Source organism: Thermococcus sp. ES12 (assembly GCF_012027515.1).
GTDB lineage: Archaea > Methanobacteriota_B > Thermococci > Thermococcales > Thermococcaceae > Thermococcus > Thermococcus barossii.
Genome location: NZ_SNUP01000001.1, coordinates 660304 through 684295, shown reverse-complemented (window position 1 = coordinate 684295; position 23992 = coordinate 660304). Strand labels below are relative to the sequence as shown.

General features: G+C 54.8%; 26 protein-coding genes and 1 tRNA gene. 13 read left to right on the top strand and 14 right to left on the bottom strand.

Annotation, left to right across the window (positions count from 1 at the left end):
* Positions 1–38 precede the first annotated feature (38 nt).
* The gene (locus E3E37_RS03830) at positions 39–911 is read left to right on the top strand and encodes a type I restriction endonuclease (protein WP_167714955.1); all 873 of its coding nucleotides are present in this window, start codon (positions 39–41) and stop codon (positions 909–911) included.
* On the opposite strand, the gene E3E37_RS03825 is transcribed toward E3E37_RS03830, so the two are convergent.
* The 5 genes from E3E37_RS03825 to E3E37_RS03805 form a co-directional block, all read right to left on the bottom strand.
* Positions 908–1900, bottom strand: a complete 993-nt coding sequence (locus E3E37_RS03825) for an AIR synthase family protein (RefSeq protein WP_167714954.1) — start codon at positions 1898–1900, stop codon at positions 908–910. The genes E3E37_RS03830 and E3E37_RS03825 overlap by 4 nt on opposite strands.
* Before the next feature lies 1 nt (position 1901).
* Complete coding sequence (locus E3E37_RS03820; RefSeq protein WP_055429438.1) at positions 1902–2099, bottom strand: hypothetical protein; 198 nt, start codon at positions 2097–2099, stop codon at positions 1902–1904.
* Positions 2100–2101: 2 nt separating this feature from the next.
* Positions 2102–2398 carry a winged helix-turn-helix domain-containing protein gene (locus E3E37_RS03815; protein ID WP_088864672.1) on the bottom strand — a complete coding sequence of 99 codons (297 nt, stop codon included), beginning with the start codon at positions 2396–2398 and terminating at the stop codon, positions 2102–2104.
* Positions 2399–2589: 191 nt separating this feature from the next.
* Positions 2590–3771: a hypothetical protein gene (locus E3E37_RS03810; protein WP_167714952.1), complete on the bottom strand. Its 1182-nt coding sequence runs from the start codon at positions 3769–3771 to the stop codon at positions 2590–2592.
* Between the two features lie 217 nt (positions 3772–3988).
* A complete protein-coding gene (locus E3E37_RS03805; RefSeq protein WP_167715400.1) occupies positions 3989–5764 on the bottom strand; it encodes a ribosome biogenesis/translation initiation ATPase RLI in 1776 nt (591 codons plus the stop codon).
* 125 nt (positions 5765–5889) lie between these two features.
* Between E3E37_RS03805 and E3E37_RS03800 the strand changes: the two genes are divergently transcribed.
* Positions 5890–6765: a cell wall-binding repeat-containing protein gene (locus tag E3E37_RS03800; RefSeq protein WP_167714950.1), complete on the top strand. Its 876-nt coding sequence runs from the start codon at positions 5890–5892 to the stop codon at positions 6763–6765.
* Between the two features lie 37 nt (positions 6766–6802).
* Positions 6803–9502: a DEAD/DEAH box helicase gene (locus tag E3E37_RS03795; protein WP_167714948.1), complete on the top strand. Its 2700-nt coding sequence runs from the start codon at positions 6803–6805 to the stop codon at positions 9500–9502.
* A gap of 42 nt (positions 9503–9544) precedes the next feature.
* Here the strand turns inward: E3E37_RS03795 and E3E37_RS03790 are convergent, their stop codons facing one another.
* Together E3E37_RS03790 and E3E37_RS03785 are read right to left on the bottom strand one after the other, a co-directional pair.
* Complete coding sequence (locus E3E37_RS03790) at positions 9545–10174, bottom strand: YigZ family protein (protein WP_167714946.1); 630 nt, start codon at positions 10172–10174, stop codon at positions 9545–9547.
* A gap of 3 nt (positions 10175–10177) precedes the next feature.
* Entirely contained in the window at positions 10178–10624 is a 447-nt protein-coding gene (locus tag E3E37_RS03785) for an HAD family hydrolase (RefSeq protein WP_167714944.1), read from the bottom strand.
* A 109-nt stretch (positions 10625–10733) separates the two neighbouring features.
* On the opposite strand from E3E37_RS03785, the gene E3E37_RS03780 reads away from it, so the two are divergent.
* Both E3E37_RS03780 and E3E37_RS03775 read left to right on the top strand, forming a co-directional pair.
* Positions 10734–11549, top strand: coding sequence for a phosphatase PAP2 family protein (locus tag E3E37_RS03780; RefSeq protein WP_167714942.1), 816 nt, complete (start codon positions 10734–10736; stop codon positions 11547–11549).
* Positions 11550–11588: 39 nt separating this feature from the next.
* Positions 11589–11665 (top strand) — tRNA-Thr (locus E3E37_RS03775).
* A 72-nt stretch (positions 11666–11737) separates the two neighbouring features.
* On the opposite strand, the gene E3E37_RS03770 is transcribed toward E3E37_RS03775, so the two are convergent.
* Positions 11738–12169 carry a hypothetical protein gene (locus E3E37_RS03770; protein ID WP_371731676.1) on the bottom strand — a complete coding sequence of 144 codons (432 nt, stop codon included), beginning with the start codon at positions 12167–12169 and terminating at the stop codon, positions 11738–11740.
* Between the two features lie 233 nt (positions 12170–12402).
* Between E3E37_RS03770 and E3E37_RS03765 the strand changes: the two genes are divergently transcribed.
* Positions 12403–13257, top strand: coding sequence for a DMT family transporter (locus E3E37_RS03765; RefSeq protein ID WP_167714940.1), 855 nt, complete (start codon positions 12403–12405; stop codon positions 13255–13257).
* Here E3E37_RS03765 and E3E37_RS03760 read toward each other — a convergent pair.
* On the bottom strand, positions 13235–13903 hold the full coding sequence (locus tag E3E37_RS03760; RefSeq protein WP_167714937.1) for a glycosyltransferase family 2 protein: 669 nt from the start codon (positions 13901–13903) through the stop codon (positions 13235–13237). The two genes, E3E37_RS03765 and E3E37_RS03760, sit on opposite strands and share 23 nt — an antisense overlap.
* On the bottom strand, positions 13904–14761 hold the full coding sequence (gene panB / locus E3E37_RS03755) for a 3-methyl-2-oxobutanoate hydroxymethyltransferase (RefSeq protein WP_167715395.1): 858 nt from the start codon (positions 14759–14761) through the stop codon (positions 13904–13906).
* Between the two features lie 89 nt (positions 14762–14850).
* Here panB and E3E37_RS03750 point away from each other — a divergent pair, with 89 nt between their 5' ends.
* The 6 genes from E3E37_RS03750 to E3E37_RS03725 are packed head-to-tail and all read left to right on the top strand — an operon-like array spanning position 14851 to position 18861.
* Positions 14851–15111, top strand: a complete 261-nt coding sequence (locus E3E37_RS03750) for a ribbon-helix-helix protein, CopG family (protein WP_167714935.1) — start codon at positions 14851–14853, stop codon at positions 15109–15111.
* On the top strand, positions 15080–15541 hold the full coding sequence (locus E3E37_RS03745) for a type II toxin-antitoxin system VapC family toxin (RefSeq protein ID WP_167714933.1): 462 nt from the start codon (positions 15080–15082) through the stop codon (positions 15539–15541). The genes E3E37_RS03750 and E3E37_RS03745 overlap by 32 nt, the downstream gene beginning before the upstream one ends.
* A 1-nt stretch (position 15542) precedes the next feature.
* Positions 15543–15971, top strand: coding sequence for an archease (locus E3E37_RS03740; protein WP_167715392.1), 429 nt, complete (start codon positions 15543–15545; stop codon positions 15969–15971).
* 9 nt (positions 15972–15980) lie between these two features.
* Positions 15981–16919: a tRNA (cytosine(49)-C(5))-methyltransferase gene (locus tag E3E37_RS03735; protein WP_167714932.1), complete on the top strand. Its 939-nt coding sequence runs from the start codon at positions 15981–15983 to the stop codon at positions 16917–16919.
* Complete coding sequence (locus tag E3E37_RS03730; protein ID WP_167714929.1) at positions 16912–17361, top strand: hypothetical protein; 450 nt, start codon at positions 16912–16914, stop codon at positions 17359–17361. The genes E3E37_RS03735 and E3E37_RS03730 overlap by 8 nt, the downstream gene beginning before the upstream one ends.
* A gap of 60 nt (positions 17362–17421) precedes the next feature.
* Positions 17422–18861: an RtcB family protein gene (locus E3E37_RS03725; RefSeq protein WP_167714928.1), complete on the top strand. Its 1440-nt coding sequence runs from the start codon at positions 17422–17424 to the stop codon at positions 18859–18861.
* A 36-nt stretch (positions 18862–18897) separates the two neighbouring features.
* Here E3E37_RS03725 and E3E37_RS03720 read toward each other — a convergent pair whose 3' ends face one another.
* Genes E3E37_RS03720 through E3E37_RS03710 form a run of 3 tightly spaced genes read right to left on the bottom strand, consistent with a single transcriptional unit; the run spans position 18898 to position 22876 of the window.
* Complete coding sequence (locus E3E37_RS03720) at positions 18898–19824, bottom strand: ABC transporter permease (RefSeq protein ID WP_167714926.1); 927 nt, start codon at positions 19822–19824, stop codon at positions 18898–18900.
* Positions 19821–21950, bottom strand: coding sequence for an NEW3 domain-containing protein (locus E3E37_RS03715; protein WP_167714924.1), 2130 nt, complete (start codon positions 21948–21950; stop codon positions 19821–19823). The genes E3E37_RS03720 and E3E37_RS03715 overlap by 4 nt, the downstream gene beginning before the upstream one ends.
* Positions 21947–22876 (bottom strand): ABC transporter ATP-binding protein, encoded by a 930-nt coding sequence (locus tag E3E37_RS03710; protein ID WP_088864654.1) that lies wholly within the window; start codon positions 22874–22876, stop codon positions 21947–21949. The genes E3E37_RS03715 and E3E37_RS03710 overlap by 4 nt, the downstream gene beginning before the upstream one ends.
* 98 nt (positions 22877–22974) lie before the next feature.
* Here E3E37_RS03710 and moaC point away from each other — a divergent pair, with 98 nt between their 5' ends.
* Complete coding sequence (gene moaC / locus E3E37_RS03705) at positions 22975–23460, top strand: cyclic pyranopterin monophosphate synthase MoaC (RefSeq protein WP_167714922.1); 486 nt, start codon at positions 22975–22977, stop codon at positions 23458–23460.
* On the opposite strand, the gene E3E37_RS03700 is transcribed toward moaC, so the two are convergent.
* Positions 23445–23969 (bottom strand): hypothetical protein, encoded by a 525-nt coding sequence (locus E3E37_RS03700; protein ID WP_206204002.1) that lies wholly within the window; start codon positions 23967–23969, stop codon positions 23445–23447. The genes moaC and E3E37_RS03700 overlap by 16 nt on opposite strands.
* Between the last annotated feature and the right edge of the window lie 23 nt (positions 23970–23992).

The following is a 23992-nucleotide window of genomic DNA, read 5'->3' as shown; positions in this document are numbered from 1 at the left end:
TTGCCCGGACCAGAAACCTACGTGCTGGGGGTATGGGGATGGATGAACTCAGGGACGCGGTGATCAACGTTCTCAGGAAGGTGCGGGCTCACAGGAGCCTCTACACCAAGAACGAGGAGGCTGTGAAGCAGCATCTAATCGGCGAAATCTTCCAAGCTCTCGGCTGGGACTGGAACAATCCGGAGGAGGTCAGACCAGAGGCCAGAACGGAGGATGGGCGGGCCGACTATGCACTCATGCTTGACGGAAAGGTTTTCGCCTACGTCGAGGCAAAGAACATGGGAGTGAACATCCTTAAAAAGGACGAACCACTGCGTCAGCTGGCGCGTTACTGCTTCAACTCCGGCGTTAGATATGGCATCCTCACCAACGGCACCGTCTGGATAGCGGTCAAGGCCTTTGAGGAAGGCTCTCACCTGTGGGACAGGGTTCTTTTCGCGGTCAACATGGAGGAAGAGCCCCTTGAGAGGATCGTCCTTAAGCTCTCCCTGCTCTCCAAGTCACGGATAAGGGATATCGAGAGGCTGGCCTCTCTGCTCAAGGCGCTGGAGCTGAGCTTTGAGGGTTTGAAAAAGGAAGGCTACTCTGAAAAGACCATTGTTGAGTACCTGATCTCCCGCGAGGGCTCCACAGCGATTCCGGTTGCTGAACTCCACGGAGACGAAACCCCCAGGGCCGCCTACGTTTACGACAACGGCTGGAAGCTTCTGCCTTTGCCAGAAAAGAGCATCAAGGGCGTTCTTCTTGCCGTTCTGCTGTACATGGAAAAGGCCTCATCGGGCTATCAGCGAGAGGAGATACGAAAGGCGTACGAACACCTCAGGACGGTTCGGCTCGATCCCAAGACCGCCCTTGAGATACTCCGAAAGCTTGAGGAAGAGGAGAGGCTGAGAATAGCCGTGGAGCTTTAGAGAACCTTCCAGAGCTCGTCGCTTTCGGGCCTCTTGAGGGGTTTTTCCCTCCCGTTCTCGACGATCACCTTTACGCTTGGGTCTTCAACGAACTCCCCTATTACAGAGGCGTTTATGCCCTTCTTTCTCAGAGCCTCAACGACGTCGCCAATCCGTCCCTTGGGGGCCGCTATCATCAGCGTCCCGGAGCTTATCAGAGCCAGCGGATTCAGGTTGTAGAACCTGCATATTTCCAGCGTCTCTTCGCGCACTGGAATTCTCTCCCTGTAAACCCGGAAGCCCAGACCGGCAGCATCGGCCATCTCGTGGAGGCCGTTGGCTATACCCCCCTCCGTCGGGTCGTGCATCGCGTGAACCCCGACCTCGTTGGCCGTGAGGGCATCCTCCACGACGCTTATCATTTCGATGAAGGCCCTAGCCCTCTCCACAAATTCCCTTCCGAAGACCCTCTCCAGCTCCTCACTGCGCTCGCTTGCTATTATTGAAGTCCCCTCAAGGCCGGCCCACTTCGTGACGATAATGGCATCTCCGGGTCTGGCCCCGTTCGAGGTAACGAGCTTCCCCCGTTCGACCTCACCGAGCATCGTTCCGACTACTATGGGCCTCTCCAGTCCCGGTGTTACCTCGGTGTGGCCGCCGACTATGGCAACGCCAAGCTTGATGGCGCTCTCGTGGAGCTCACGCATTATCTCGGTGAGAACTTTCTCATCGGCGCTCTCTGGGAGGAGTATGCTCACCAGAAACCACTTCGGTCTGGCCCCGAAGGTTGCAACGTCGTTGGCATTGACATGGACGGCGTAGAAGCCTATTCCCTTCTCGGCTCCAGTTATCGGGTCCGTTGACGCCACAAGAACGGAAGGACCGAAATCGATGGCAGCGGCGTCTATACCGAGATCTGACCCAATTATAACCCTCTCTCCCCTGGCTCCGAGATGGTTAAAAACCAGCTCCCTGAGCTTCTCCGGAGGGATTTTACCTGGAGGCAACATTTCAGACTTCCTCAAGTTTCTTTTTGACTTCCTCGGTGTGCCTCTTGGTTTCCTCAAGCGTGTTCCTCAGCTGGGCGAGCTCAAGTTTGAGCTCCCCAAGGGTCTTGTTCATCTGGTAAAAGGCAAAAACCATTATCGCTATCAGGATGAGCCCGAGGATTATACTTATCCACCCGCTCGGGGTCGATGCGTAGGGCATCATCACACCTCCTTAAGGTTCTTTATGGTCTCGTTATCAACGACGAACTTAAAGGGCTTTGCCCGGTAGTACTTCTTTGCCCTGGGGTCGTTCGGTTCAAGGCGGAGCTCGCTCTCGACGAGGTTTGCCTTTTCGAGCTTTTTGAGGTGGAGGTAGAGCAGCTGACGGGAAATACCGAGAGCCTTGGCGAGCTCGTAGACGTACCACTCCTTTTCGCAGAGCATTTTGAGTATTTTCACCCTCACGGGGGAACTCAGTGCCTCTGCAACCACTGTTATCTCTTGGATGCTCTCGACCATTTCACATCACTCTTGACCTTCCATAGGGCAGTAGACTCTTACATGAGTTAGTAGGATGGGATAAAAAGCTTTCGAATAAACACTTGCAGATGTTGTAAAAAGAGGCATTCGGAAGTGGGAAAAGGCTGTAAAGGCGGAGCACGTTTGAACGGGGCTAAGCAATAAAAAGGAAGGAAAATCCCAAAGTGGGCTCACGGCCTTGAGTGGCTCCCATGGACCGGAAGCACCACATGCTCTCTGAACTTGCCCCTCCCGTTTGCGTACAGCTCAAGCAGTTCGCGCCGTATCTGCTCCATGAGGGAATCGATTGCATCGTAATCCTTGTTTTTGATTGCCGTTTTCAGTTGTTCCACAAGCTCTCTCAGCTCGGTAACGTTTATTCCTGCCCGTTCCATGGCGTTAAGTTGTATCTCGATGCGGTGAACGAATATCTGTGCCCTCATCGTCGGTTCAAAACGCACCTTCACTTCCCACTCGTCGGAGGCCACACGTATCACGAACTCCGCATGTGCTTTCGCCGCTATTGCCTGGCCGTAGGCCCTTCCATACTTGCCCATTTCGTAGGCATCCTTGGCGTTCTCCAGCTCCCTCTCTGCAAGGGCCAGCATCCTGCTCACCAGCTTTTCCTCTCTGACGTCCAAGCTCACGTTCTGGAGCATCTCTTTTGCGGTTGCCACCCTCTCCTCGCTCATGTTGATGGCTTCGAGCGCCATTTCAGGGGTCACGTTTACTTTAATCTCTGTGACGTTGGCGTGAATCTTCATCCTTTCCATGATCTTCTCGGCAACGTTCATCATCACGTGGCTGTGGATTATGGTAACGTTCTTTGGCATTATCTGAAACTTTGCCATTACTCTGATCGGGTCCGTGGTTTCGTTGACGAATATTATGATGCCGTGGATCTTGACGGCCCTCCTGAGGGCCTCCTTTATCGCCCCACTGTCGTTACCCGGAACGATTATTATGCTGTTTTCAAACTTTATCTTTAGCCTAACCGTTGCGTTACCAATGACAGCCACGTTGGTCTCGTACCTGTTCTTGCCCCACCAGCGCTCGACCGTGATGCCCAGCTCTTGGAGGTCATCAACGTACTGCTTGACCACCGCATCGGGGCCGCCGATTATTATCACATTGTCCGGGGCGTAACTCATGATCTCCGCCGTAACGTTCGGGTTGTAGGTTCCCCACTCCGTTGTTACCACGATAGCCCCCGTAACGTTGGCCAGGTATTCTGCCAGGGTGCAGTCGGCCTCGTTGTCGCTGACCAGAATCACTGTTACCGATGTACTCTCGGCCGAAACCTTTCCGAAGGACATCGTGGCCGCAACGAGCATCAAACCAAAAAGCAATGCAACGCCTTTTTTCCACATCATGGTACTTCACCTCGATTGTTTCTATGAAAAAAGCAATATTTAAGCTTTTTTCACGAAATTGTCTGCGTAGATTCACGTTTGTTTAATTCGAATGCTTTTTTCAGGCATTTTCGGGTTTCACCGTTAAAAAACGTTAGTCAACGTTTATTTGGGTTTACCTGGAAAGGAGAAGGGCCAGCTGGTATATACGAGTATGGAAAAGGAACAGTGGGCCTATTCAGGCAGAGACGTAGTAGTACTCGCCCATCTCCTTCTGCTCCCTGTCCTTCACGCTCCCCTCTTTGTTGGCCCTCGGCCTTCCCGTCTCGGGGTCGCGGCGGAAGGTTATCCCCACCGACGCCAGGAAGCGGTTCATGCCTTCTCTCATCCCCATCGGCGGAAGGGCCCTTCCGTGCCTCCCTGGCTCGCCCTCGAAGACCATCAGCCTGTCGCTGATGTAGTCTATCATCAGCACGTCGTGCTCGACCACCAGGGCGGTCTTGCCTTCCTTCTCCATCAGGTGCCTTATCGCCCTCGAAACGGCCAAGCGCTGCTCGACGTCGAGGTAAGCGGAGGGCTCGTCGAGGAGGTAAAGATCAGCATCCCTTATCAAAGCCGCCGTTATGGCAACGCGCTGAAGCTCACCGCCCGAAAGCTCGTTCACCTGCTTGTCGTAGAGGTCGGGGATTCCGAGGGGGTTGAGCAGTTCGGTCTTGTAGAAGCTGTTGAGAAGCTTTGCCGCGTCAATCCTGCTCAGAAGCTCGTAAACCGTGCCCTCGTAGTCGGCCTTGATGTACTGGGGCTTGTAGGAGACCTTGAGCTCCCAGTCCACTTCGCCCTTGGTCGGCTCCTCCACGCCGGCCAGCATCTTCACGAAGGTTGTCTTGCCGATACCGTTTGGCCCAACTATGCTCACCACCTCGCCCATGTAGAGCTCCCCCGGCTCGACCTCAAGCTTGAAGCCCCCGTAGTCCTTCACGAGGCGCGGGTACTGGACGAGCACGTCATTCGCCTGGCTCTGCCTCTCGCTGGATTTTGTGAACCTTATCTCGTAGGGCCTGAAGCGGACGTTTTCGTCCCTAAGGTAGCCGCGTAGGAACTCGTTTATCCCGTTGCGCGTGCCCTTCGGCTGGGAGAATATACCGTACGCCCCGGGCTTGCCGTAGACGACGTGAATCACGTCGCTCAGGTAGTCGAGCACCGCCAGGTCGTGCTCCACCGTGAGGACGGACTTTCCGGAATCTGCCAGCTTCCGGATTATCCTCGCCACCTTCAGGCGCTGCCTTATGTCGAGGTAGCTCGAGGGCTCGTCGAAGAAGTAGAAGTGGGCCTTCCTTAGTATGGCCGCGGCTATCGCAACCCTCTGCAACTCACCGCCGGAGAGGTGTTTTATATCCCTGTCGAGGACGTTCTCAAGCTCAAGCTCCCTGACAACATCGTCGAACGCCCCTAGCTCGTCAGCCCTCCTGAGCAGATCCCTGGCCTTGCCCTTAACGGCCTTGGGGATCAGATCAACGTACTGGGGCTTCACCACAGGTCTGATTTCGCCGTTCTTCAGCCTCTCGAAGTAGGTCTGGAGCTCGTTGCCCCGGAAGGCTCTGATCACGTTGTCCCAGCTCTCGTTGTCGCCGCAGAGGTTCGGCAGGAGCTGGCCCGCGAGGATTTTAACGGCCGTTGTCTTACCGGTTCCGTTCGGTCCGAGTATGCCAACGACCATTCCGTCCTTGACCACGGGGAGGCGGTAGAGGACGAAGGCGTTCACGCCGTAGCGGTGCACGCAGCCCTCCTCAAGCTCCTCCGGGAGGTTCACTATGGTTATCGCGTTGAAGGGGCACTTATGCACACATATCCCACAGCCGGTACAGCTCGCCTCCTGAATCACCGGCCGGTAGTTCTCCTCGTCTATGATTATCGCCTCTCCACCCATTCGGTTGACGGGACAAACCCGCTCGCACAGGAAGTTACCGCACTTGTCAGGGTTACACCTGTCGTAATCGATGACCGCTATCCTCATTCCCACCACCGGGTTAGGCTGAGGGAGAGGGTTTTAAAAGGTTACCACGATGCCCGCCGGGTGAATTCTTCCTCATTCGGAGCCCTTTTATACTCTGACGCCTTACACGTTGGGAAGGGAACTTTATGATGGGTCTGAAACCACTCTCCATTTTCGTCGCCTTCCTGATTATTGGCGGCGCTTTCTGGTGGCCTGTGAGGGCCAGCGCTGGCCGGATCATTCTGGTCAGCGACAACCCGGCGGATTACGCGGCGGCCAGGGCGGTCTCCTCCGCTACAGGGGCGGAAATAATCACATCCCCCTGGGGCAGGTTCGACGATAGCGTTGTTCAAAAGGTTCTCTCCCTGGCCCCGGGCGAGGTCATTATCATAGGCGGCCCGGTGGCGGTTCCTGGGGACTACGCCGAGAACCTCAACGCCAGGGGAATAAAGGTCACGAGGATAGCCGGCGAAGACCGTGCGGAGACGTCTGAGACGGTGCTGAACTGGATAATTGACGGGGGGTACAGGGTCAAGGGCGACCTCTACCTCCTCGACGGCTGGGACGAGGGCTCGATACTCTACGTCCTTCAGAGCGATGAAAACGCCATCGTCTTTGCCCTCCCGCACCACGACCTCGTCAATGCCATCCACGAGAAGAGCGGCCTGACGAACAAGATGGCATCGGCCACGGGCTACGGCCGCTCGGTCTACGTGTATCCCACGCTCGTCGATGCCTCCAACGGGAGTCTGCCCTGCTCGAACTGCAGCGTCATGGAGGCGGACGAGCTCAAGGCACTGAGCCTCTCGGTATCCCGGCTAAAAGCCCTGTCGAGGGGGATAGGGGACGACGCCACCAGGGCCCTCGTCATCGGAAAGGTGGAGAGCGCGGAATCGCTCGCCTCCCAGGGTGAGCTCGAAAAGGCGAGGAAAATCCTCATCGAGGGCTTTGGGATTGCCTACTCGGCGATGGCAACGAAGAAACCCGGCCCCGCTGACACGAGCTCCGGAAGCAGCGGATGACCCTTACGTTTTTTAGCCCCCTTTCCAATTTATTCCCATGTCCCTCTTCGAGACCCTCAAATCCTTCAAGTCCGAGATGGCGAGGGTTCACGTCTTCCCTCCCGAGCCGGGTGAATTCGCCGAGTTCCGGTTCAACAACCCAGAGGTGAATGGACTCCTCGAAGAGCTCGGCTTCACCCTCTACCGCCACCAGGTTGAGGCACTTGAGAGGCTCTACTCGGGGAAAAACATCGTCGTGACGACTCCAACCGCCAGCGGAAAGAGCGAGATATTCCGGCTGGCGATTTTCGACTCATACCTCTCGAATCCCCGCGCGACATACCTGCTCATCTATCCCACGAGGGCCCTCATAAACAACCAGCTCGAAAAGTTCTCGCTCCAGAACCTCGTGCTTTACCGCCTCATCGGGAAGCGAGTGAGCGCGAGAGTCCTCACAGGAGACGTGCCCTGGGAGGAGAGGCGGCAAATCCTCAGGGAGAGGCCGAGGGTTATCTTCACAACCCCGGATATGCTCCACTACAACATTCTGCGGAGATGGCGGAACTACGAGTGGCTCCTGCGGAACCTCCGCTACGTGGTGGTTGACGAGCTCCACGTCTATCGCGGCGTCTTCGGGAGCAACGCGGCATACCTCTTCAGACGGCTGGACTTCCGGCTTAAACGTCTGGGAGCAAGGCCCCAGCTCATAACTCTTTCGGCGACGCTGAGAAACCCCAAGGAGTTCGCGGAAAGGCTCTTCAGAAGGGAGTTCGAGGCGGTGAGCGGTGCCACGAATCCCTTTCCAAGGAGGTATCTCGTCCTCTTCGAGCCGAGGAACCTCGACGAGAGGCAGCTGATGAGGAGCGTCATCGAGAGGCTCGTGGATGAGGGCATCAAGACTCTGGTCTTCTTCGATAGCAGAAAGGGTACCGAAAAGCTCCTCCGCTTCCTCCTCGGTTCGCCGGCATTTCACAGAACGAGCACCTACAAGGGAACCCTGCCGAAGAACGTCCGCTGGGAGATAGAGCAGGACTTCAAGGAGGGGAAGCTCCTCGCTCTGCTCACCACCAACGCCCTTGAGCTTGGCATAGACATAGGTGACCTCGACGCCGTCGTGAACTACGGTATCCCTCCGGACGGCCTCTTCTCCCTGATACAGCGCTTCGGCAGGGCCGGAAGAAAGGCCGACAGGGAGGCCCTAAACGCAATAGTCCTCAGAAAGAACGGCCTCGACTACTATTACAGGGAGCACTTCGACGAGCTCGTTGAGAAGCTTGAGAGGGGAATAATCGAATACATGCCCGTGAACATCGAAAATGAGCGCATAGCGGAGAAGCACATCCACTACCTCCTCACGGAGCTGGGAGTGGTGGAGTGGGAGGAGCTCACCGAGTTCGAGAGGAGAATCGCCGAGAGGCTCGTCATCGAGCGGAAGGCAGACCTGAGGAAGAACCCCCTCACCGGAAAGCTTGAGCTGCGGCTAAGAAGGCCTGCTCTAAGCTATTCCTCACTGAGGACGGCGAGCGACGAGACGTTCTTCCTCGTCAAGGACGAGCCATGGATAAGGGGGAAGCTGATGGAGAAGTCCTCGCTCAGGGAGCTCCTCAACTTCATAAACTGGCTCAAGCTCAAGGGCTACATCGTGGAGGAGGTCGATTCGGCCGAGTACCACCGCTCGCTCCTCCCGGGAATGGCCTACTTTTCGAGGGGAGACCTATACATGGCAGGGGAAAGGCTCAGCCTCGGAAAGTTCCACTTCGTCTTCGCGAGGCCCCTCAACAGGCTATGGGACGTTGAGACCCTCGCGGCCAAGAGGGAGGAGGTCGAGATACTGGAGAGCAGGGAGGAGAAGATCCACATGGGAGTTGAGATTCATCTCGGCCGGCTGAGGGTCAGGCACATCTACACCGGGTTCGCCATTAAGGGCAGCGACGTTGGAAACTACGTCGCCGAACTGATTAGGCTGAAGGAGGACGGTGTCCTGCGGGGTGAGATACACTCCCCGGTGAGAGGGAAGAGTATCAATGCCGATGAGGACTTCTCAATCCTCAACTGGGAAAAATTCGCTAAGGTGGAGTTTGAGGAGCCCCACGTCCGGGAGTTTGAGACCGAGGGAATCTGGCTCGTCTTTCCGGATTCGATAAGGGAGGTTGCAGGTGAAGAATTCAGGGAGTTCTTTGGAGTGGCCGCCAAAAAGGGGTTCGAAGACCTCGCCTTCACCCTGTACAGCAATCTAGACAGGAGAAAGCTCTTCCCCCTCTACCTTGGGACGACAACTCACGTCATAAGAAAGGCCATCGGCGACGCCCTTCAGAGGCTCGGAGTGCGGGATGATGGGCTGGCCTTCGCGATAAAGAAGATGGTTGACAGCAAGGACGGAATCGGCTCGGCGCTCCATGCAATAGAACACAATCTGATAAAGATTGCCCCCATATTCACCTACGTGGACAGCAGGGAGCTTGGGGGCTACAGTTACGCGAGCTTTCCAGGCCTGCCGCACGCAGGGAGGCCGGTTGTCTTCATCTACGACGGCAACGAAGGCGGTGCGGGTCTGGCGGCAATACTGTACGAGAATGCCGAGAGGCTGATGGAAAAGAGCCTTGAACACCTCAGCTCCTGCTCGTGCAGGGATGGATGCCCTGTCTGCACCCTCTCTCCGAGGTGCGGCACCTTCAACGAGTTCCTTGACAAGTGGATGGCTATAAGGGTATTGGAGAAGATCTTGAAGGACTTCCCGTCAGAGAACAGAGAAGACTGACTCCGATTTTTACACCCCATGTAAATTACATGGCATGTAAATTTAAAGGTTCCCCTCGAAGGGAGCCATGAAGAGCCTTCTCAGCCGCGCCCTGCCCATCGTCCGCTCCCTCAAAAGCTCCATCAGTCTCTCGGCCTCGCCCTTCCTCGTTTCGACGGTGAAGGTTACCACTTCGTCGTAGTTCTCCCCGACGACCCTTCCCCCTGCCTTTTTGATCGTTTCTCTAACTGTGTGAAAAAAGCTGTATGGAAGGGTAACCTCAAAGTGTTCCATTTCATAGACCTCAACTATCCCCGCGTTTTCAACGGCAAGGCTTGCCGCATCGCTGTAGGCCTTGACGAGGCCGCCGTAGCCGAGCTTTATCCCGCCGAAGTAGCGGGTGACGACGATGACGACGTTGCTCAGCCCTTTGTTCTGGATGACTTTGAGAACCGGCTTTCCGGCCGAGCCTTTCGGCTCGCCGTCGTCATCATAGCGAACCGCGAAGTTCTTCCCATCGTTGATTAGGTAGGCGGAGACGTTGTGCGTTGCATCGCTGTGGTGGGCCTTTATCTTCGCTATGAACGCCCTGGCGTCTTCCTCGGTATCCGCCGGCGAGGCGTAGCCTATGAAGACCGACTTTTTAATAATTAGCTCCGCCGTTCCGATTCCCTTCAGCGTTCTGTATCCCATAACTCACCCTCTGAGCGTCGCTATCAGCTTCCTCTCGTCGAGAAGCATTGCTATTGCGTCCTTAACGTCCTTTACCACTACGTCGCTCGCGAGGAGCGCATCAATTGTTGCCCCCTCCGGCCCAACAACGCAGAAGGCCAGCTCTGCCCCCTCAAGCATGGCAACGTCGTTGTTTCCGTTACCCACCGCTATGTAGGGCTCGTAACCCCTCGCTATCTCATCCTTCTCGGCACCGCTTGAAACCCGTTCTATCCGCACGGGAAGCCCTCTGAATTCCTCTTCCAGCGTTCCAAATGTGTCGGCGCTCAAAACGACGACCGTGTACTTGTCCGCAAGCCTCTCCAGGAGATGTTTGGTCTCCTCGTCCACACGGCCACTTTCTCCAAGTGTCCCGTTGAGGTCGAAAAGAACCGTTTGGGCCCTTATTTCCCCATAGTTTGGTATCCGCATGTTCTCACCACCTGTTATTCGAGTGTAAGGTTTTTAAGGGTTGGAGTCTAAGGCGATAGTGTGTTCAAGAATGCGGAATTAAAGGTTTGACTACCCGGAGGTAAAAGTTATGAACCTGCTCCAGCGCCGCCTTCAGGACCCGGAGGTGCTCGTGCGGCTCAACGCGTTCTTCCTCAGCTACTTTGGGTGGATAGCCTTTGGGGTTCTGTACGGCATTATTGGCCGCTGGAGCGTTGATGTGACCCCCGAGTTCCTCAGGCTACCCTTAACGTCCAGAGACTTTGTTGTGGGCCTCGTTGAGTTCACGAAGGCCATTCCCCCACTGTACTCGCTCTTCACGGTTGTTTACTATCTGGGCTTCTCGGGCTCCATAGCCCTTATAGTTGTGTATCTGCTCATCTACAAGAAAGACCTCAAGGCCTCAGATGAACTGTTCATTCGCTATCTGATGGCCTACGCCGTGGCAGGTTTAATATATCTCATCTTCCACATATATGCACCCCATATAGTCTACAACTTGCCCGGATACAATTCGTCGAACACGCTCCTGACGAGGCAGGAGTTCGTCCTCCCCTCCCTTCACAACACAATCATAACGATAAACATCGCGACCCTCTGGCGATACAGGAAAGAGCTCGGTGGCAAGACCCTTATACTGGTGAACACGCTGATACCCTTCGCAACGGTCTTTCTGGGCCACCACTGGGTCTACGACGTTCTGGCGGGCATAGTACTCGGCGCTTTTATATCCAAAGTTACCGACGGGAGAACAACCCGGATTCCAGAGACCATCTACAATCTGGAGATAGCCTCCCTGCGGAAGGTAACTGTGGTGAATTTCCTCCTTGCGGTAATCGTTCTCATAGTGGCTGCCAATCCCGATAGGTGGCTGGAGATTATAAACGGACTTCTCACAGCCCCCTGAGAAAAACTTATAAACTTCCCGTGAACCTTAACATCGGGTGCCGGGGTAGCCTAGCTCGGCAGGGCGGCGGACTCGTAATCCGCAGGTCGCGGGTTCAAATCCCGCTCCCGGCTCCATAATCCTCCTTCACTTCTAAACGGCCGGTTTTCAAGTGAAAGCGCCATCAGAATGGTTTTGTCCATTGCAACTCACCACAGAATCAGGCCACCCTTCAAGCGAAGGGAAATCGAAACGGGGCCACCGCTTGAGTCGGGGATTATCACCATGTAGAGTGGGCCGTTCTTCGGAAACCGCCAGATTTTATCAACTTTAGTGGTACCATCTACCTTGAACAGACACAGTGCCCCATCGCCTGATTTCATGATTCTAAAGCCCACGTCATCCGTTATGCACACCGTCACCGGCTTATCCGACTTCACGGAGAACTGTATCACGCTCCACTCATAGCCGTCCAGCTTGTATGCGTAGTACCCGTCAGTGGGTATTACGATGTTCTCCTGGAACCTGTATGAGACTCCCCACAGGGTGGCGGCTAGGAGGATTGCACCAACGATTAGAACTGTGAATCCGAGCGCCTCTATCCTCTTTATCGTGAGGGGCCCCATAGTTATCGCCGCCACCCAAATTCACCCATTATAATCTTGTTATTGCAGTATTTAAATCTTGTGACTTTAAGTTTTAATTTTATTCTTTTTTGTTACGTATGTCCCTACAATCTGGAGTCTGCCCACCATCTTGGACAAAATCCAAGATATGGAGAAGCCTTACTCGCGCTCTGCTTGGCTATAGAAATCTGGGTCAAACCCGAAGATTTTTACGAGGATTTTTTAAGATGAATGCCAGAGGAGGAAGCATGAGACGTGAAACCCTGGGGACGCTCTTTGCAGTCGCCGGAACATTCATCTATGGTCTTGAACCGGTTGTAATAAAGTCCAACCCCTCAAATCCCATAAGCTTTGCCGCCTTCTCCGCCCTCGTGGCATCGGGTTTCCTCTGGGGAAGCCTTCTCTGGAGCGGTGGGTGGAAAGAGATTGAGAAAGAGAGAAGCGGGCTGAAGAAGGCCTTCCTTATGGGTCTCTTCGGAACGGCACTAGCTTACCTGGCATATTCCTTTGGTGCACGGATGAGTACTGCAATAAACGCGGCATTGATAACGCGAAGTGAGGTGCTCTTCTCGTTCTTCCTCTCATGGCTCTTTCTCGGGGAGAAAATAACGCGGAGGCTGGTTGGTTACTCCGCCACCATACTGGCTGGATTGGTGGTCGTGATACTTCAAGGACGTTCAATGGAGCTCCATCTCGGGGATTTCCTGCTTTTCCTGGTTCCTCTCTTCTGGCAACTTGGTCACGTTATAGCCAAGAAACTGCCCTACAGCCCGCCCACGATAGCGGCCCTGAGAAACACCTTCGGATTTCTTCTGCTCCTTCCACTGGCGGTCGCCACAGGTCTTGAGTTCTCCCGCTTTGTTATCGCTGAAGGCTTGGTGATAGCCGTTGGCCAGCTGGTCTGGTACCGGTCGATAAAGCTCATAAACCTCTCAAAGGCCACCGCGATAATAACACCCGCCCCAGCTGTTGCCATAGGTCTCAGTATAATGCTCGGCGAGAGTTTCACACTCTACCATGCGGTGGGTTTTACCCTGATAACCTTGGGAACTCTCGGTGCGGTGAGGACAAAAAGTGAACTTAGAACCGGAACAGCGCTTTAATGAATCGGAGGACATCCTTTGGGCCGAAGCGCCCCTCCCGCGAGGGGTCGTATATCATGCTCACCGGCACTTCCTTTATCCGTGCCCCCTTCTTGGCGGCCTTTATCAACATCTCCGTCTCGACCTCATAGCGGTCGCTCTCTACTTCGGGAAGAAATTCCCTTCTGAAGGCCCTGAACCCGCTCTGGGTGTCGTAGACATACTGCCGCAGTTTGAGGCGGATGAGGCGCGTTGTTATTATGTTGCTGAGCCTTCGGTGAAGGGGCCTCTTCCCGGCTTCCTCGACCTTCCTCGCCCCTATGACAAGATCTGCCTCGCCGGCTAGTATTGGCTCGACGAGCTTTGCTATCTCCTCAGGCCTGTGCTGACCGTCTGCATCCATGAAGATTACAACATCGCCCGTGGCGTGCTTTATGCCCTCCCGCATTGCACAGCCCTTGCCACAGTTCCTATCAAGCCGGATAGCCCGTATTCTCCCGTCCCGCTCTGAGAATTTCAGGGCAACCCCCCAAGTCCCGTCGCATGAGCCGTCATCCACGACGATAACCTCATCAACGAAGTCCGGAATCCTCCTGAGAACCTCCGGGAGTCTTTTCTCCTCATTGTACGCGGGTATGATGACTGTGATTTTCCTGCCTCTCAGCATCTATTCATCCTCTCCGAGCCTTTCGAGGGCTCTCTCCGCTTTTCTCCGAAAGTCGTCCTTGTCGAGAAACTCCCAGTAGTGGTCCCTCGCCGGGAACGCGCCGTTCTTTACCTCCTCGCGGTAGTTTTCAAGTGCCAGCCTTATCATGCCGCCTATGTCCGCGTACTTCTTGACGAATGGTGGGGTGTTCTCATAGATCCCCAAGAGGTCGTGCCATACGAGGACCTGGCCGTCAACGTAAGGCCCGGCCCCAATTCCTATCGTGGGGATTGAGACCTCTTCGGTCACCAGCCTCGCAACGTCAGCGAGCGTGAACTCGATAACGACTGCAAAAGCCCCGGCTTTTTCCAGAGCCCTTGCATCGCGGAGGATTTCCTCAATCTCCTCCTCGGTTTCCCCCATCAGCCGGTATCCACCGAGGCGGAGGTAACGCTGAGGGGTCAGGCCGGTGTGCCCCATGACGGGAATACCCATGCGAACCAGCTTCTTCACGAGCTTTCGGTGGTCGTAGCCGCCCTCGATTTTCACGGCATCTGCACCGGCCTGGATAAGCCTTACCGCGTTTCTAAGGGCATCGTCGGTGTCTATCTCGTAGCTCCCGAAGGGCATGTCAGCGAGAACGAGCGCCCTCTTCACCGCTCTGGAAACCGCCCGCGTGTGGAAGACCATCTGGTCCATTGTAACGTTTAAGGTGTTTTCTTCCCCGTAGACGACCATCCCCAGGGAATCACCGATGAAGATGATGTCCATACCTGCTCTGTCGGCTATGAGCGCCGAGGGATAATCGTAAGCTGTTACCATCGCTATCCTTTCCTTACCCTTCATTTCGATTATTTTTCGAGGTGTTATCTCCCTCATGTCACCACCGGGCTTCATTTCGACGGCGGTCTAATTAACGGTTTCGATGGATTTATATACCTAAATCGGTAATTACCTACGGTGGTATGATGGGCAAGGTGAAGACCAGCGTTTACATCGATGAAGAGTTGTGGGGGGAGTTCAAGGAACTCGCCCAGAGGGAGAAGAGCGAGGTCAGCAAGTTGCTGGAGGAGGCTCTCGTGAACTACCTCATAACCGAAGTCCTCAGGGACGTTGACGATTCCGAGGTCCCCCTGTGGTTTGAACCGCTGAAAGTTGGTGGGGAGAGCACCGAAAAGCTCTTGAGGGAGATGAGAGATGGCCGGGAAAAGCGTCTACTTGGACAGTAGTGCGATCCTGAAGAGGTACATAAGCGAGAAAGGTAGCGAGGTTGTGAGAGACCTTTTCAGGGACGCCTACAGGGGGGAGATGAAACTGGCTTTCAGCTTCTGGAACATAGGGGAGGTGCTCGGTGTATTCGACAAAAAGCTCAGACGTGGAGAGCTCAGTGAGGAAGACTTTAACTTTCTCAAAAAAGGCTTTCTGGCAGAGGTCAAGAGGTTCACGAGGCTGGGGATTCTGGAAGTGGTTCCGGTGCACTCCCTCATTTTGGCCGATGCATGGGAGCTTATTGAAAGGTACCATCTCTACCAGGCGGACGCCCTGCAGATAGCCTCGGCGAAATACGCCGGGACGGAGAGATTATACACAGCCGACAGGAGGCTTTACGACGCCTCGATATCCGAGGGGCTAAAAGCTGTACTTCTTGGGGATGATTAAAATGAGAACCTGGGAGCACTACGAACACACGGCCGATGTTGGAATTAGGGGATACGGCTCAACTCTGGAGGAGGCCTTCGAGGCCGTTGCTCTGGCTCTCTTCGATGTCATGGTTGACGTAAGGAAAGTGGAGACAAGGGAATGCAGGGAGGTTGAAGTTGAAGAGGAGGACCTTGAGGCGCTCCTCTACTCCTTCCTTGAGGAGCTTCTGGTGCTCCATGATGTGGAGGGCCTGGTCTTTGGGGACGTTGAAGTCGAGATAGAAAAAAGTGTCGGGGGATACCGGCTCAGGGCGAAGGCCTGCGGCGAGGTTCTCGACTATGAGAAGCATGAGCCGAAGGAGGAGGTGAAGGCGATAACCTACCACGAAATGAAAATCGAACAGCTGCCCGACGGGAGATGGATGGCCCAGCTCGTGCCGGACATATGAGGTGGTTACATGAGCGCGAGGGATAGAATTAGAGAAGCAAACCCGGAGTTTTATGAGAGGTACTCGAAACTTGAAGACACGGATGAATTCTGGGAGTTCATAGTCAGGCCGCTGAGACAGAGTATAAGGGTGAACACGCTGAAGGCCCCTCTTGAAGTTGTGGTAGAGCGCCTGAAGGAAGAGTTTGAGCTGAAGCAAATTCCGTGGGTTCGGGAGGGCTTCTTTATAAACGTGGACAACCTCGCAAAGGTGCCTGAGCACAGTTTGGGCCTGGTATTTGGCCAGGAAGCGAGTTCAATGATTCCCCCCGTAGTCCTTGAACCCAAACCTGGCGAGCTGGTTCTGGACATGGCAGCTGCACCTGGCTCGAAGACCGGCCAGATAGCCCAGTACATGGAGAACGAGGGCTGTGTAATAGCCAACGACCCGAAGCTCAGCAGGGCCAACGTCCTCATAGCGAACCTCAACAGGATGGGTGTTTTGAACACACGTGTAACAACCAAGGACGGCGCATACTTTGGCCGTTTTGAAAACACCTTCGACAGAATACTGCTCGACGCACCGTGCTCATCGGTTGGAATGATAAGGAAGAGGTGGAAGTTCCTGGAGAGCTGGCGCCTTAAAGGCGTCATCAAATACATGAACATCCAGAAGAGGCTAATTTTGGCGGCTTATCAGGCCCTCAAGCCCAGTGGAACGCTCGTCTACTCCACCTGTACGATAGACCCCCTTGAGAATGAGGAGGTCGTTGATTACCTCCTGAGGAAGACAGACGCGAGGCTTGGGCGCATAAACCTGCCGGTGAAGACCAGCGAGCCTGTTTTAGAGTGGGAGGGCAGGGTTTACTCGGAGGAGCTGAAGAAAGCCCTCCGCATACACCCCAACGACAACGACACCGAGGCGTTTTTCATAGCGAAAATCGTGAAGCCGGGTGATACCGATGACTGAGAACCCGAGGAGCAAGATAGGGAAAACCCCGGATGCCGAGCTCGTCAAAAGGCTCCTCATGGAGAGCTACGGCTACGCACCGGAGCTGATGTACGAGATACGCGGAAGGTATCATAAAGTCTACGCATGGAAGCCCTGTTCCTTTGAGATCAGGGGGCCCGACAGACAGGGGGTCTACTTCGGCAGGGTGGAGAGCGACGGGATAAGGCTGAGCATAGAAGGTTCCTTCCTCGTCGGGCCTAAAGCGACGAAGAACGTCGTAGAGCTGGACGACGAGAGGGCCAAGCGCTACCTGGCCGGGGAGAGCGTTGAAATTAATGACAAAGACCTACACGGCTGGGTCATCGTCAGGTGGCGCTCCTACTACCTCGGCTCCGCCAAGGCCAAGGAGGGCAGGCTTATCAATTACGTGCCAAAGGAGAGAAGGCTGAAACTTGAGTGATGGCTCCGTCCCGCGAAAGCTTAAAATAACGTTAGGGTAATCTAAAACGGAGGTGGGAGGATGGTACCGCTGAAGAGGATAGATAAAATACGCTGGGAGATACCGAAGTTCGACAAGAGAATGCGCGTTCCGGGAAGGGTTTACGCTGACGACCAACTCATCGAGAAGATGCGTGGGGACAGGACGCTTGAGCAGGCGGCCAACGTAGCCATGCTCCCCGGCATCTACAAGTACTCCATCGTCATGCCCGATGGCCACCAAGGCTACGGTTTCCCCATCGGTGGGGTAGCTGCCTTTGACGTTAAAGAGGGGGTCATAAGCCCAGGAGGAGTCGGATACGACATCAACTGCGGCGTCAGGCTCATAAGGACGAACCTGACCGAGAAGGAGGTAAGGCCCCACATCAAGGAACTCGTCGATACGCTCTTCAGAAACGTGCCGAGCGGGCTTGGAAGCAAGGGACGCGTGAGGCTCCACTGGACCCAGCTCGACGATGTATTGGCGGACGGTGCCAAGTGGGCCGTTGACAACGGCTACGGCTGGAAGGAGGACCTAGAGCACCTGGAGGAAGGAGGCAGAATGGAGGGTGCAGACCCGAACGCGGTCAGCCAGAAGGCAAAGCAGCGCGGAGAACCCCAGCTCGGTTCTCTCGGTTCTGGAAACCACTTCCTTGAGGTTCAGGTCGTTGATAAAATCTTTGACGAGGAGATAGCGAAAGCCTACGGTCTCTTTAAGGGACAGGTCGTTGTGATGGTCCACACCGGTTCAAGGGGTCTCGGCCATCAGGTGGCGAGCGACTACCTCAGGATAATGGAGAAGGCCAACAGGAAGTACGGGGTTCCGTGGCCCGACCGCGAGCTCGTAAGCGTTCCCTTCCAGACCGAGGAAGGGCAGCGCTATTTCAGCGCGATGAAGGCCGCTGCCAACTTCGCGTGGGCCAACAGGCAGATGATAACCCACTGGGTCAGGGAGAGCTTCGAGGAGGTCTTCAAGCGTAAAGCGGAGGACATGGAGATGAGCATCGTCTACGACGTCGCCCACAACATAGCCAAGGTCGAGGAGCACGAGGTCGATGGGAAGAAAGTCAAGGTCGTTGTTCACAGGAAGGGGGCGACGAGGGCATTCCCGGCCGGCCACCCCGATGTGCCAAGGGCTTACCGTGACGTTGGCCAGCCGGTTCTGATTCCGGGCTCGATGGGGACGGCAAGCTACGTCCTGGCTGGAGCTGAGGGCTCGATGAGGGAGAGCTTCGGTTCAACCTGTCACGGTGCCGGTAGGTTGCTCAGCAGGAAGGCCGCAACGAGGCAGTACCGCGGAGACAGGCTCAGGAACGAACTCATGAGGCAGGGTATCTACATTAGAGCCGCCTCGCTCAGGGTCGTTGCCGAGGAGGCGCCGGGCGCATACAAGAGCGTGGACAACGTGGTTAGCGTCGTCCATCAGGCAGGGATAGCAAAGCTCGTCGCGAGAATGCGCCCGATGGGTGTCGCCAAGGGTTGATTTTGGTTTTCCTTTTCTTAAAATGAAAATGAGAGGTCAATTTATGTCGCTGGTCATGAATCTGATGTAGGCGAACGCGAAGGGCAGAAAGAGCATGACCAGTAGCATTGCCAGGTTGTTGAAGCCATATGTGAAGGAATCGCCCAGCGGAAGGTAGTAGTTGAGGAATTTGTCGCCTCCGAAGATGTATTGAACGAGTTGGACGTAGTGGTGCGCTGGATTGAGGAAGTGCAGCCTTGCCATCCAGGTGTTCACAGTTTCCTGCCAGACATCGTGGGCGCTCGTCCCCCATGGGGGCTCTGGGCCGGCCAGCTTGGGCGCGACGATTCCAACCACTATGCCGTAGAATACAGTAAGGAATATTGCCAGACCAACGGCAGCGAGCATTGAAGTCTCCGGCTTTTTAAAGAGCGTTGAGAACAGAACGCCGATTGAAAGGAAAGTCAGCGTGTAAAGCATCGTCGCCAGGATCGCTAGGAACCCCCTGAAGAGAGAGTCGCCGTCCATTGGAATTCCCAGCATGAGCATCACGGCGACAATGGCCACATAGACCACGATATTGGTGAGAACTATCAGGACTCCCATGCCTATGAACTTGCCGTTGATGACCTCATCCCTGTAAACCGGATGACCAAGGAGAACTTTGGCTGTTCCGGTTTCTACCTCCCTGTTTATTGCATCCGCGCCCAGTGCCGCACCCAAGACCGCCCCTATGATGGTGATGATCATCATGTTTATCATGAAGAGCATTGAGAGTGGTGTCATGTAGACCTCGCCTGTGGCACCCCACAGGCCAAGTTCGTTGGATTCCACTCTGGGGACGCCCATCTGGATCAGGTAGTCCTTGATACCGTAGACCGCGAGGCCAAAAATGAGGAGGTAGAGGGCCATGATGACGATGAATCTCTTGCTCTTCACTGCGGTATAAAGCTCTTTCGTGGCTATGTTCCAAGCCGGGTTCATCTCCTACCGACCCTCCTCATCAGCCATATTACAATGCCAAAGACCACCACCAGCAAAACGATGCCTATGTAGGCACTGCTTGATCCCTGCGTAACTCTGACCGTTATCACGGTTTCCGCCTTTGCCTGATCGCCAGTGGCGGTCACTGTGATGGTGTAGGTTCCTGCCGGGGCCGACTTCGGAACCTTGATTCTCAACTCAACATTGGTGGGACCTTCGCTGATGATCATGTTCCCCTCACGGGTGGGCCCTACACGGGGTATCGTAGCGGGAACAGCTTCAACTTCCCAGCCGTTCGGAGCCTGGGCGGTTATCTTAACATTGGTAACTGTGGTTCCCATGCTGTCAACCCATATCTTGGTGGCCGTTGAGCCTCCCGCCTTAACCGTAAGCGTTGGATAGTCCACATCGAGGGAGAGGGTTGCGGGGTTCTCAACTTTAATCGTGACGGGTATTTCTCTCTTGGTTTCCTTCCCTGTGATTACGAGTCTGGCGTTTATCTCTCCCGACGCAACGTTGAACGGAGCTATAACGACGAGATATGCGCTGACACTCTCACCGGGATCCACCTTCAGGCTCCCAATGGGAGTGGCGCCGCTGGGGTCCTGACTCACCACGTAGCTCCATCCGGCTTCAAGGCCCTCAAGCGTGATTCTGTACTCGTCTTCGTTAGAGCCGAGGTTGGTGACCGTTATCTCAGTGGTGGCACTCGCTCCCGCCTGCACCATAAGAACATCGTTCTGGACTTTGGCCTCAAAATAGTAGGGAGCCCTCGCAAGGGTTATTCTGAGAGTTTTCTCCTCGCCGTCCCCTAGCGTTACCGTTTCTTCCTTTGGAATAGCCCCTGGGGCGCTGGCGGTAAGTCTGTACTCTCCCGCCGGGAGCTCAACTGTTATGCTGCCTGCGGCAGATGTTGTGATGTTCTTTCCGCCAACGCTGACCCAGCCCCTCACGGGGTTTCCACTCTCATCAGTCAGGATAACCGTCAATCTTGCCGGCTGACCCAGGTAGGTCTTGTATACGTGGACCGTTAGACCGTGTTCCTCACCGTTTACCGTGAAGCTCAGCCTATGGTCCCCGAGGGTAGCGTTTCTGGGTATCTCGATTAACAGGGTGGCGCTGAAGGTTCCAGAAACGGTAAAGCTCCTGAGCTTGTACTGCCCGTCCGTTAGATACATTGTCCATCCCGCTGGAACCTCTTTCGGCTCGAACTCCACGGTGCCGCTTCCGGTGAATGTTACCGGAATCGCGAGTCTCTGTCCGGCCTCAGCCTCCAGGCTCAGATATGGAATCGAGACATCAACGGCGGCGTCCTCCACTTGAATGCTTCCCGGAAAGTCGCCAATGACGAATCCAACAGTTCCGCTACCGGCTGGTTCAATGTGAATGCTAATGGTTACCGAACCCCTCGGAGGAAGTGTTATCTCCTCCACCTCAACTCCTTCGTATCGGAAGCTTGCCCTCCAGCCCTCAGGTATTGAGGTGACCTTGAGACTCAGGCTGAGCTCAGAGTCCGATGTGCTGGTTATGGTTATCGGCACGTCAACGGGTCCAGAGACCCTTATCTTCCCGTAGGGATAGAACACAGAGTATTCCATGCTTACAGTTTCAGAAGCGGGGTTGGCGGCGTAGATGTTGATAGCGTTTCCATCATACTCAACCGCTATCAAGTCAACGACAACACTTTTGTTTACCTCCAGGGTTCGTGCAACACCGTTTACGGAGACGTCGATGGTCCTGTTGCCCACAGCCGTTATCTCGACGACGTTGCCGTTGAAGGAGGCCCTGGCGCCGACCTCGGGCCTAAGTGATGTAACGAAGTTCGGCTTCACCGATACAACTATGAAACCGCCCTGCGCTGTGTAGCTCCCGATGAGTATCTTAAGGCCGTCACGCTCTATCTCGGTTCCAAAGGCGAAGGGTTTCAGTTCCAGTATCCTGCTCCCGTTCCTGAGCATGAGGTAGTAGCTTCCGTCGGCGGCCTGAACGACTGTTATCGTGTAGTTCCCAACGGCAACCGTCTGTCCCGTGGAGATCCTTCCCTCGAACACGGTCACGTATGGCTGTGCCGCAACGAGTGAAGACAAGAGAACCAGCGAAAGGAGCACTACCAAAAACCTCTTCATTCCTCCTCCCTCCCGTAGATGGTTTTGAGAAAGACATCCTCCAAGCTCGGCTCCTCAACATCGAGCTTGAGAATCGTGAGGCCTTTCTCAGTGAAGTATCTCGACAGCTCCTCCCTGATGTCCGAGCGGGCAAATATTATAGCCCGATTTGGTTGGATCACCTCGATCCTTGTTATCTCCGGGTGCTCTATCTCCGGTAGCGGTTCCTTTGTCTCGACCTTTATCTCATAGCCTTCGAGCTCCATGAACTGCCTTTTTATCTCTCCAAGAGTTCCAACGGCCTTCAGCTTTCCCTTCACGATTATCCCGACCCTGTCGCTGAGCTCTTCGACCTCACTGAGTACATGGGATGAGAAAAAGACGGTTCTTCCATCCGTCTTTGCCTCCCGGATAAGCCTCTTGACGAGGTGGGCCCCCTCAGGGTCAAGGCCGCTCGTCGGTTCGTCAAGAATGAGCAGTTCGGGGTCGTTTATGAACGTCTGGGCTATGAGAAGCCGCTGTTTCATGCCCTTGGAGAAAGTCTTTGCCTTCCGGTAGCGGGCATCCCAGAGGCCAACCATCTTCAGGAGCTCGGTTATTCGCCTCTCCTTCTCGGCATTTGACATTCTGTAAAAGTTGGCGAAGAATTCGAGGTTTTTCCATGCGGTGAGTTCACCATATATCGTGGCATTCTCCGGGAGATATCCGAGTTTTTCCTTTATTCGAATTGAATCCTTTGTTACATCCATCCCGAGAATCTCCACCCTCCCCGAGTCTGGAATGACAAGGTTAAGCATGCTGAGGATGGTGGTTGTTTTACCCGCGCCGTTGGGCCCTAGAAAACCGAAGATCTCCCCCTTGTTAACCTCCAAGGTGAGGGAATCCACTGCTCTCAACGTTCCGTACGATTTGGTAAGGTTCTCAATGAGTATAGCGGGTGATGGCATACACTACCACCTCCGGCGATAGTAAGGAGGGCATAACTTAAAAGGATTACGGAGTGAAGTTTTAAAGGGGGTGTTGTGTACAAAGCTTGGGGAATGTCATGAAGGAACTTACTCACGTTGATGAAAGGGGCGTCAAGATGGTAGAGGTCGGCCACAAGAAGGAAGTTTTTCGGAGGGCGGTCGCTAGGGGGAGGATAAGGCTCAGACCGGAGACAATAGAGCTGATAAAGGCCGGAAAGACGAAGAAAGGCAACGTTATAGCCACCGCGCAGATAGCGGGCATCCTGGCGGTAAAGAAGACGCCAGAGCTGATTCCGCTCTGCCACCCGATACCCCTCACAGGGGTTGACGTCTCATTCGAGTTCGGCGAAGATTACATCGAGGCCACCTGCGAAGTTCGTGCCACTTACAAGACGGGAGTTGAGATGGAGGCCCTGACCGGCGTTACGGTTGCCCTGCTGACGATATGGGACATGGTGAAAGCCGTTGAGAAGGACGAGAACGGCCAGTACCCCTTCACGAGGATCGAGGATGTCCACGTTGTCGAGAAGATGAAAGGGGAGTGGGCTCATTCCTTACAGTAGCCGAGGACGAAGTACTCAAAGACCTTCGCGAGGTCGTTCAGGAGAAAGCCGAGGAAGAACAGCAGAAACGTGGCGAGGGGATACTCCCTGGAGTACTTCCAGATCAGCCACCATACCACCCCCCAGATGAGCATGGCGGGCACCTCCATGAGAATCATGGACTTCCGGGAGGCCTCCTTGAGAAGAAAGCGCTTGAGTCCGCTCTCATCCCGGGCAATGTAGCGCTCTGGACTTGGCCATTTCTTTTCGAACACCCACGTGGTATGTCTCGCAAGAAACAGTCTGCCCTTTGGGAACTTCAGGACGTAGACGTAGGGGCCGTAGCTTGAGGCCATAAAAGATTCTATGGCGAGTTCGGGGTCTATGTCCCTTGGGAACTCCATAATGTAAGCCCCCCGCTGGCGAAATCCATCAACTATCTCCCCCGGCTCGAATTTACCCATATTGAGGACCCTGATGCGGTAGCTGGGGCTGAGAAGCCTCTCGACTATCACCCGCATCACCCGCAAACATTGTCTGAATATTACTTCAA

Excerpts from the sequence above, each read along its gene's own strand:
- E3E37_RS03830 (WP_167714955.1), top strand. The coding sequence starts at position 39 with ATGGATGAACTCAGGGACGCGGTGATCAACGTTCTCAGGAAGGTGCGG.
- E3E37_RS03825 (WP_167714954.1), bottom strand. The coding sequence starts at position 1,900 with ATGTTGCCTCCAGGTAAAATCCCTCCGGAGAAGCTCAGGGAGCTGGTT.
- E3E37_RS03820 (WP_055429438.1), bottom strand. The coding sequence starts at position 2,099 with ATGCCCTACGCATCGACCCCGAGCGGGTGGATAAGTATAATCCTCGGG.
- E3E37_RS03815 (WP_088864672.1), bottom strand. The coding sequence starts at position 2,398 with ATGGTCGAGAGCATCCAAGAGATAACAGTGGTTGCAGAGGCACTGAGT.
- E3E37_RS03810 (WP_167714952.1), bottom strand. The coding sequence starts at position 3,771 with ATGATGTGGAAAAAAGGCGTTGCATTGCTTTTTGGTTTGATGCTCGTT.
- E3E37_RS03805 (WP_167715400.1), bottom strand. The coding sequence starts at position 5,764 with ATGAGGATAGCGGTCATCGATTACGACAGGTGTAACCCTGACAAGTGC.
- E3E37_RS03800 (WP_167714950.1), top strand. The coding sequence starts at position 5,890 with ATGATGGGTCTGAAACCACTCTCCATTTTCGTCGCCTTCCTGATTATT.
- E3E37_RS03795 (WP_167714948.1), top strand. The coding sequence starts at position 6,803 with ATGTCCCTCTTCGAGACCCTCAAATCCTTCAAGTCCGAGATGGCGAGG.
- E3E37_RS03790 (WP_167714946.1), bottom strand. The coding sequence starts at position 10,174 with ATGGGATACAGAACGCTGAAGGGAATCGGAACGGCGGAGCTAATTATT.
- E3E37_RS03785 (WP_167714944.1), bottom strand. The coding sequence starts at position 10,624 with ATGCGGATACCAAACTATGGGGAAATAAGGGCCCAAACGGTTCTTTTC.
- E3E37_RS03780 (WP_167714942.1), top strand. The coding sequence starts at position 10,734 with ATGAACCTGCTCCAGCGCCGCCTTCAGGACCCGGAGGTGCTCGTGCGG.
- E3E37_RS03765 (WP_167714940.1), top strand. The coding sequence starts at position 12,403 with ATGAGACGTGAAACCCTGGGGACGCTCTTTGCAGTCGCCGGAACATTC.
- E3E37_RS03760 (WP_167714937.1), bottom strand. The coding sequence starts at position 13,903 with ATGCTGAGAGGCAGGAAAATCACAGTCATCATACCCGCGTACAATGAG.
- panB (WP_167715395.1), bottom strand. The coding sequence starts at position 14,761 with ATGAGGGAGATAACACCTCGAAAAATAATCGAAATGAAGGGTAAGGAA.
- E3E37_RS03750 (WP_167714935.1), top strand. The coding sequence starts at position 14,851 with ATGGGCAAGGTGAAGACCAGCGTTTACATCGATGAAGAGTTGTGGGGG.
- E3E37_RS03745 (WP_167714933.1), top strand. The coding sequence starts at position 15,080 with ATGGCCGGGAAAAGCGTCTACTTGGACAGTAGTGCGATCCTGAAGAGG.
- E3E37_RS03740 (WP_167715392.1), top strand. The coding sequence starts at position 15,543 with ATGAGAACCTGGGAGCACTACGAACACACGGCCGATGTTGGAATTAGG.
- E3E37_RS03735 (WP_167714932.1), top strand. The coding sequence starts at position 15,981 with ATGAGCGCGAGGGATAGAATTAGAGAAGCAAACCCGGAGTTTTATGAG.
- E3E37_RS03730 (WP_167714929.1), top strand. The coding sequence starts at position 16,912 with ATGACTGAGAACCCGAGGAGCAAGATAGGGAAAACCCCGGATGCCGAG.
- E3E37_RS03725 (WP_167714928.1), top strand. The coding sequence starts at position 17,422 with ATGGTACCGCTGAAGAGGATAGATAAAATACGCTGGGAGATACCGAAG.
- E3E37_RS03720 (WP_167714926.1), bottom strand. The coding sequence starts at position 19,824 with ATGAACCCGGCTTGGAACATAGCCACGAAAGAGCTTTATACCGCAGTG.
- E3E37_RS03715 (WP_167714924.1), bottom strand. The coding sequence starts at position 21,950 with ATGAAGAGGTTTTTGGTAGTGCTCCTTTCGCTGGTTCTCTTGTCTTCA.
- E3E37_RS03710 (WP_088864654.1), bottom strand. The coding sequence starts at position 22,876 with ATGCCATCACCCGCTATACTCATTGAGAACCTTACCAAATCGTACGGA.
- moaC (WP_167714922.1), top strand. The coding sequence starts at position 22,975 with ATGAAGGAACTTACTCACGTTGATGAAAGGGGCGTCAAGATGGTAGAG.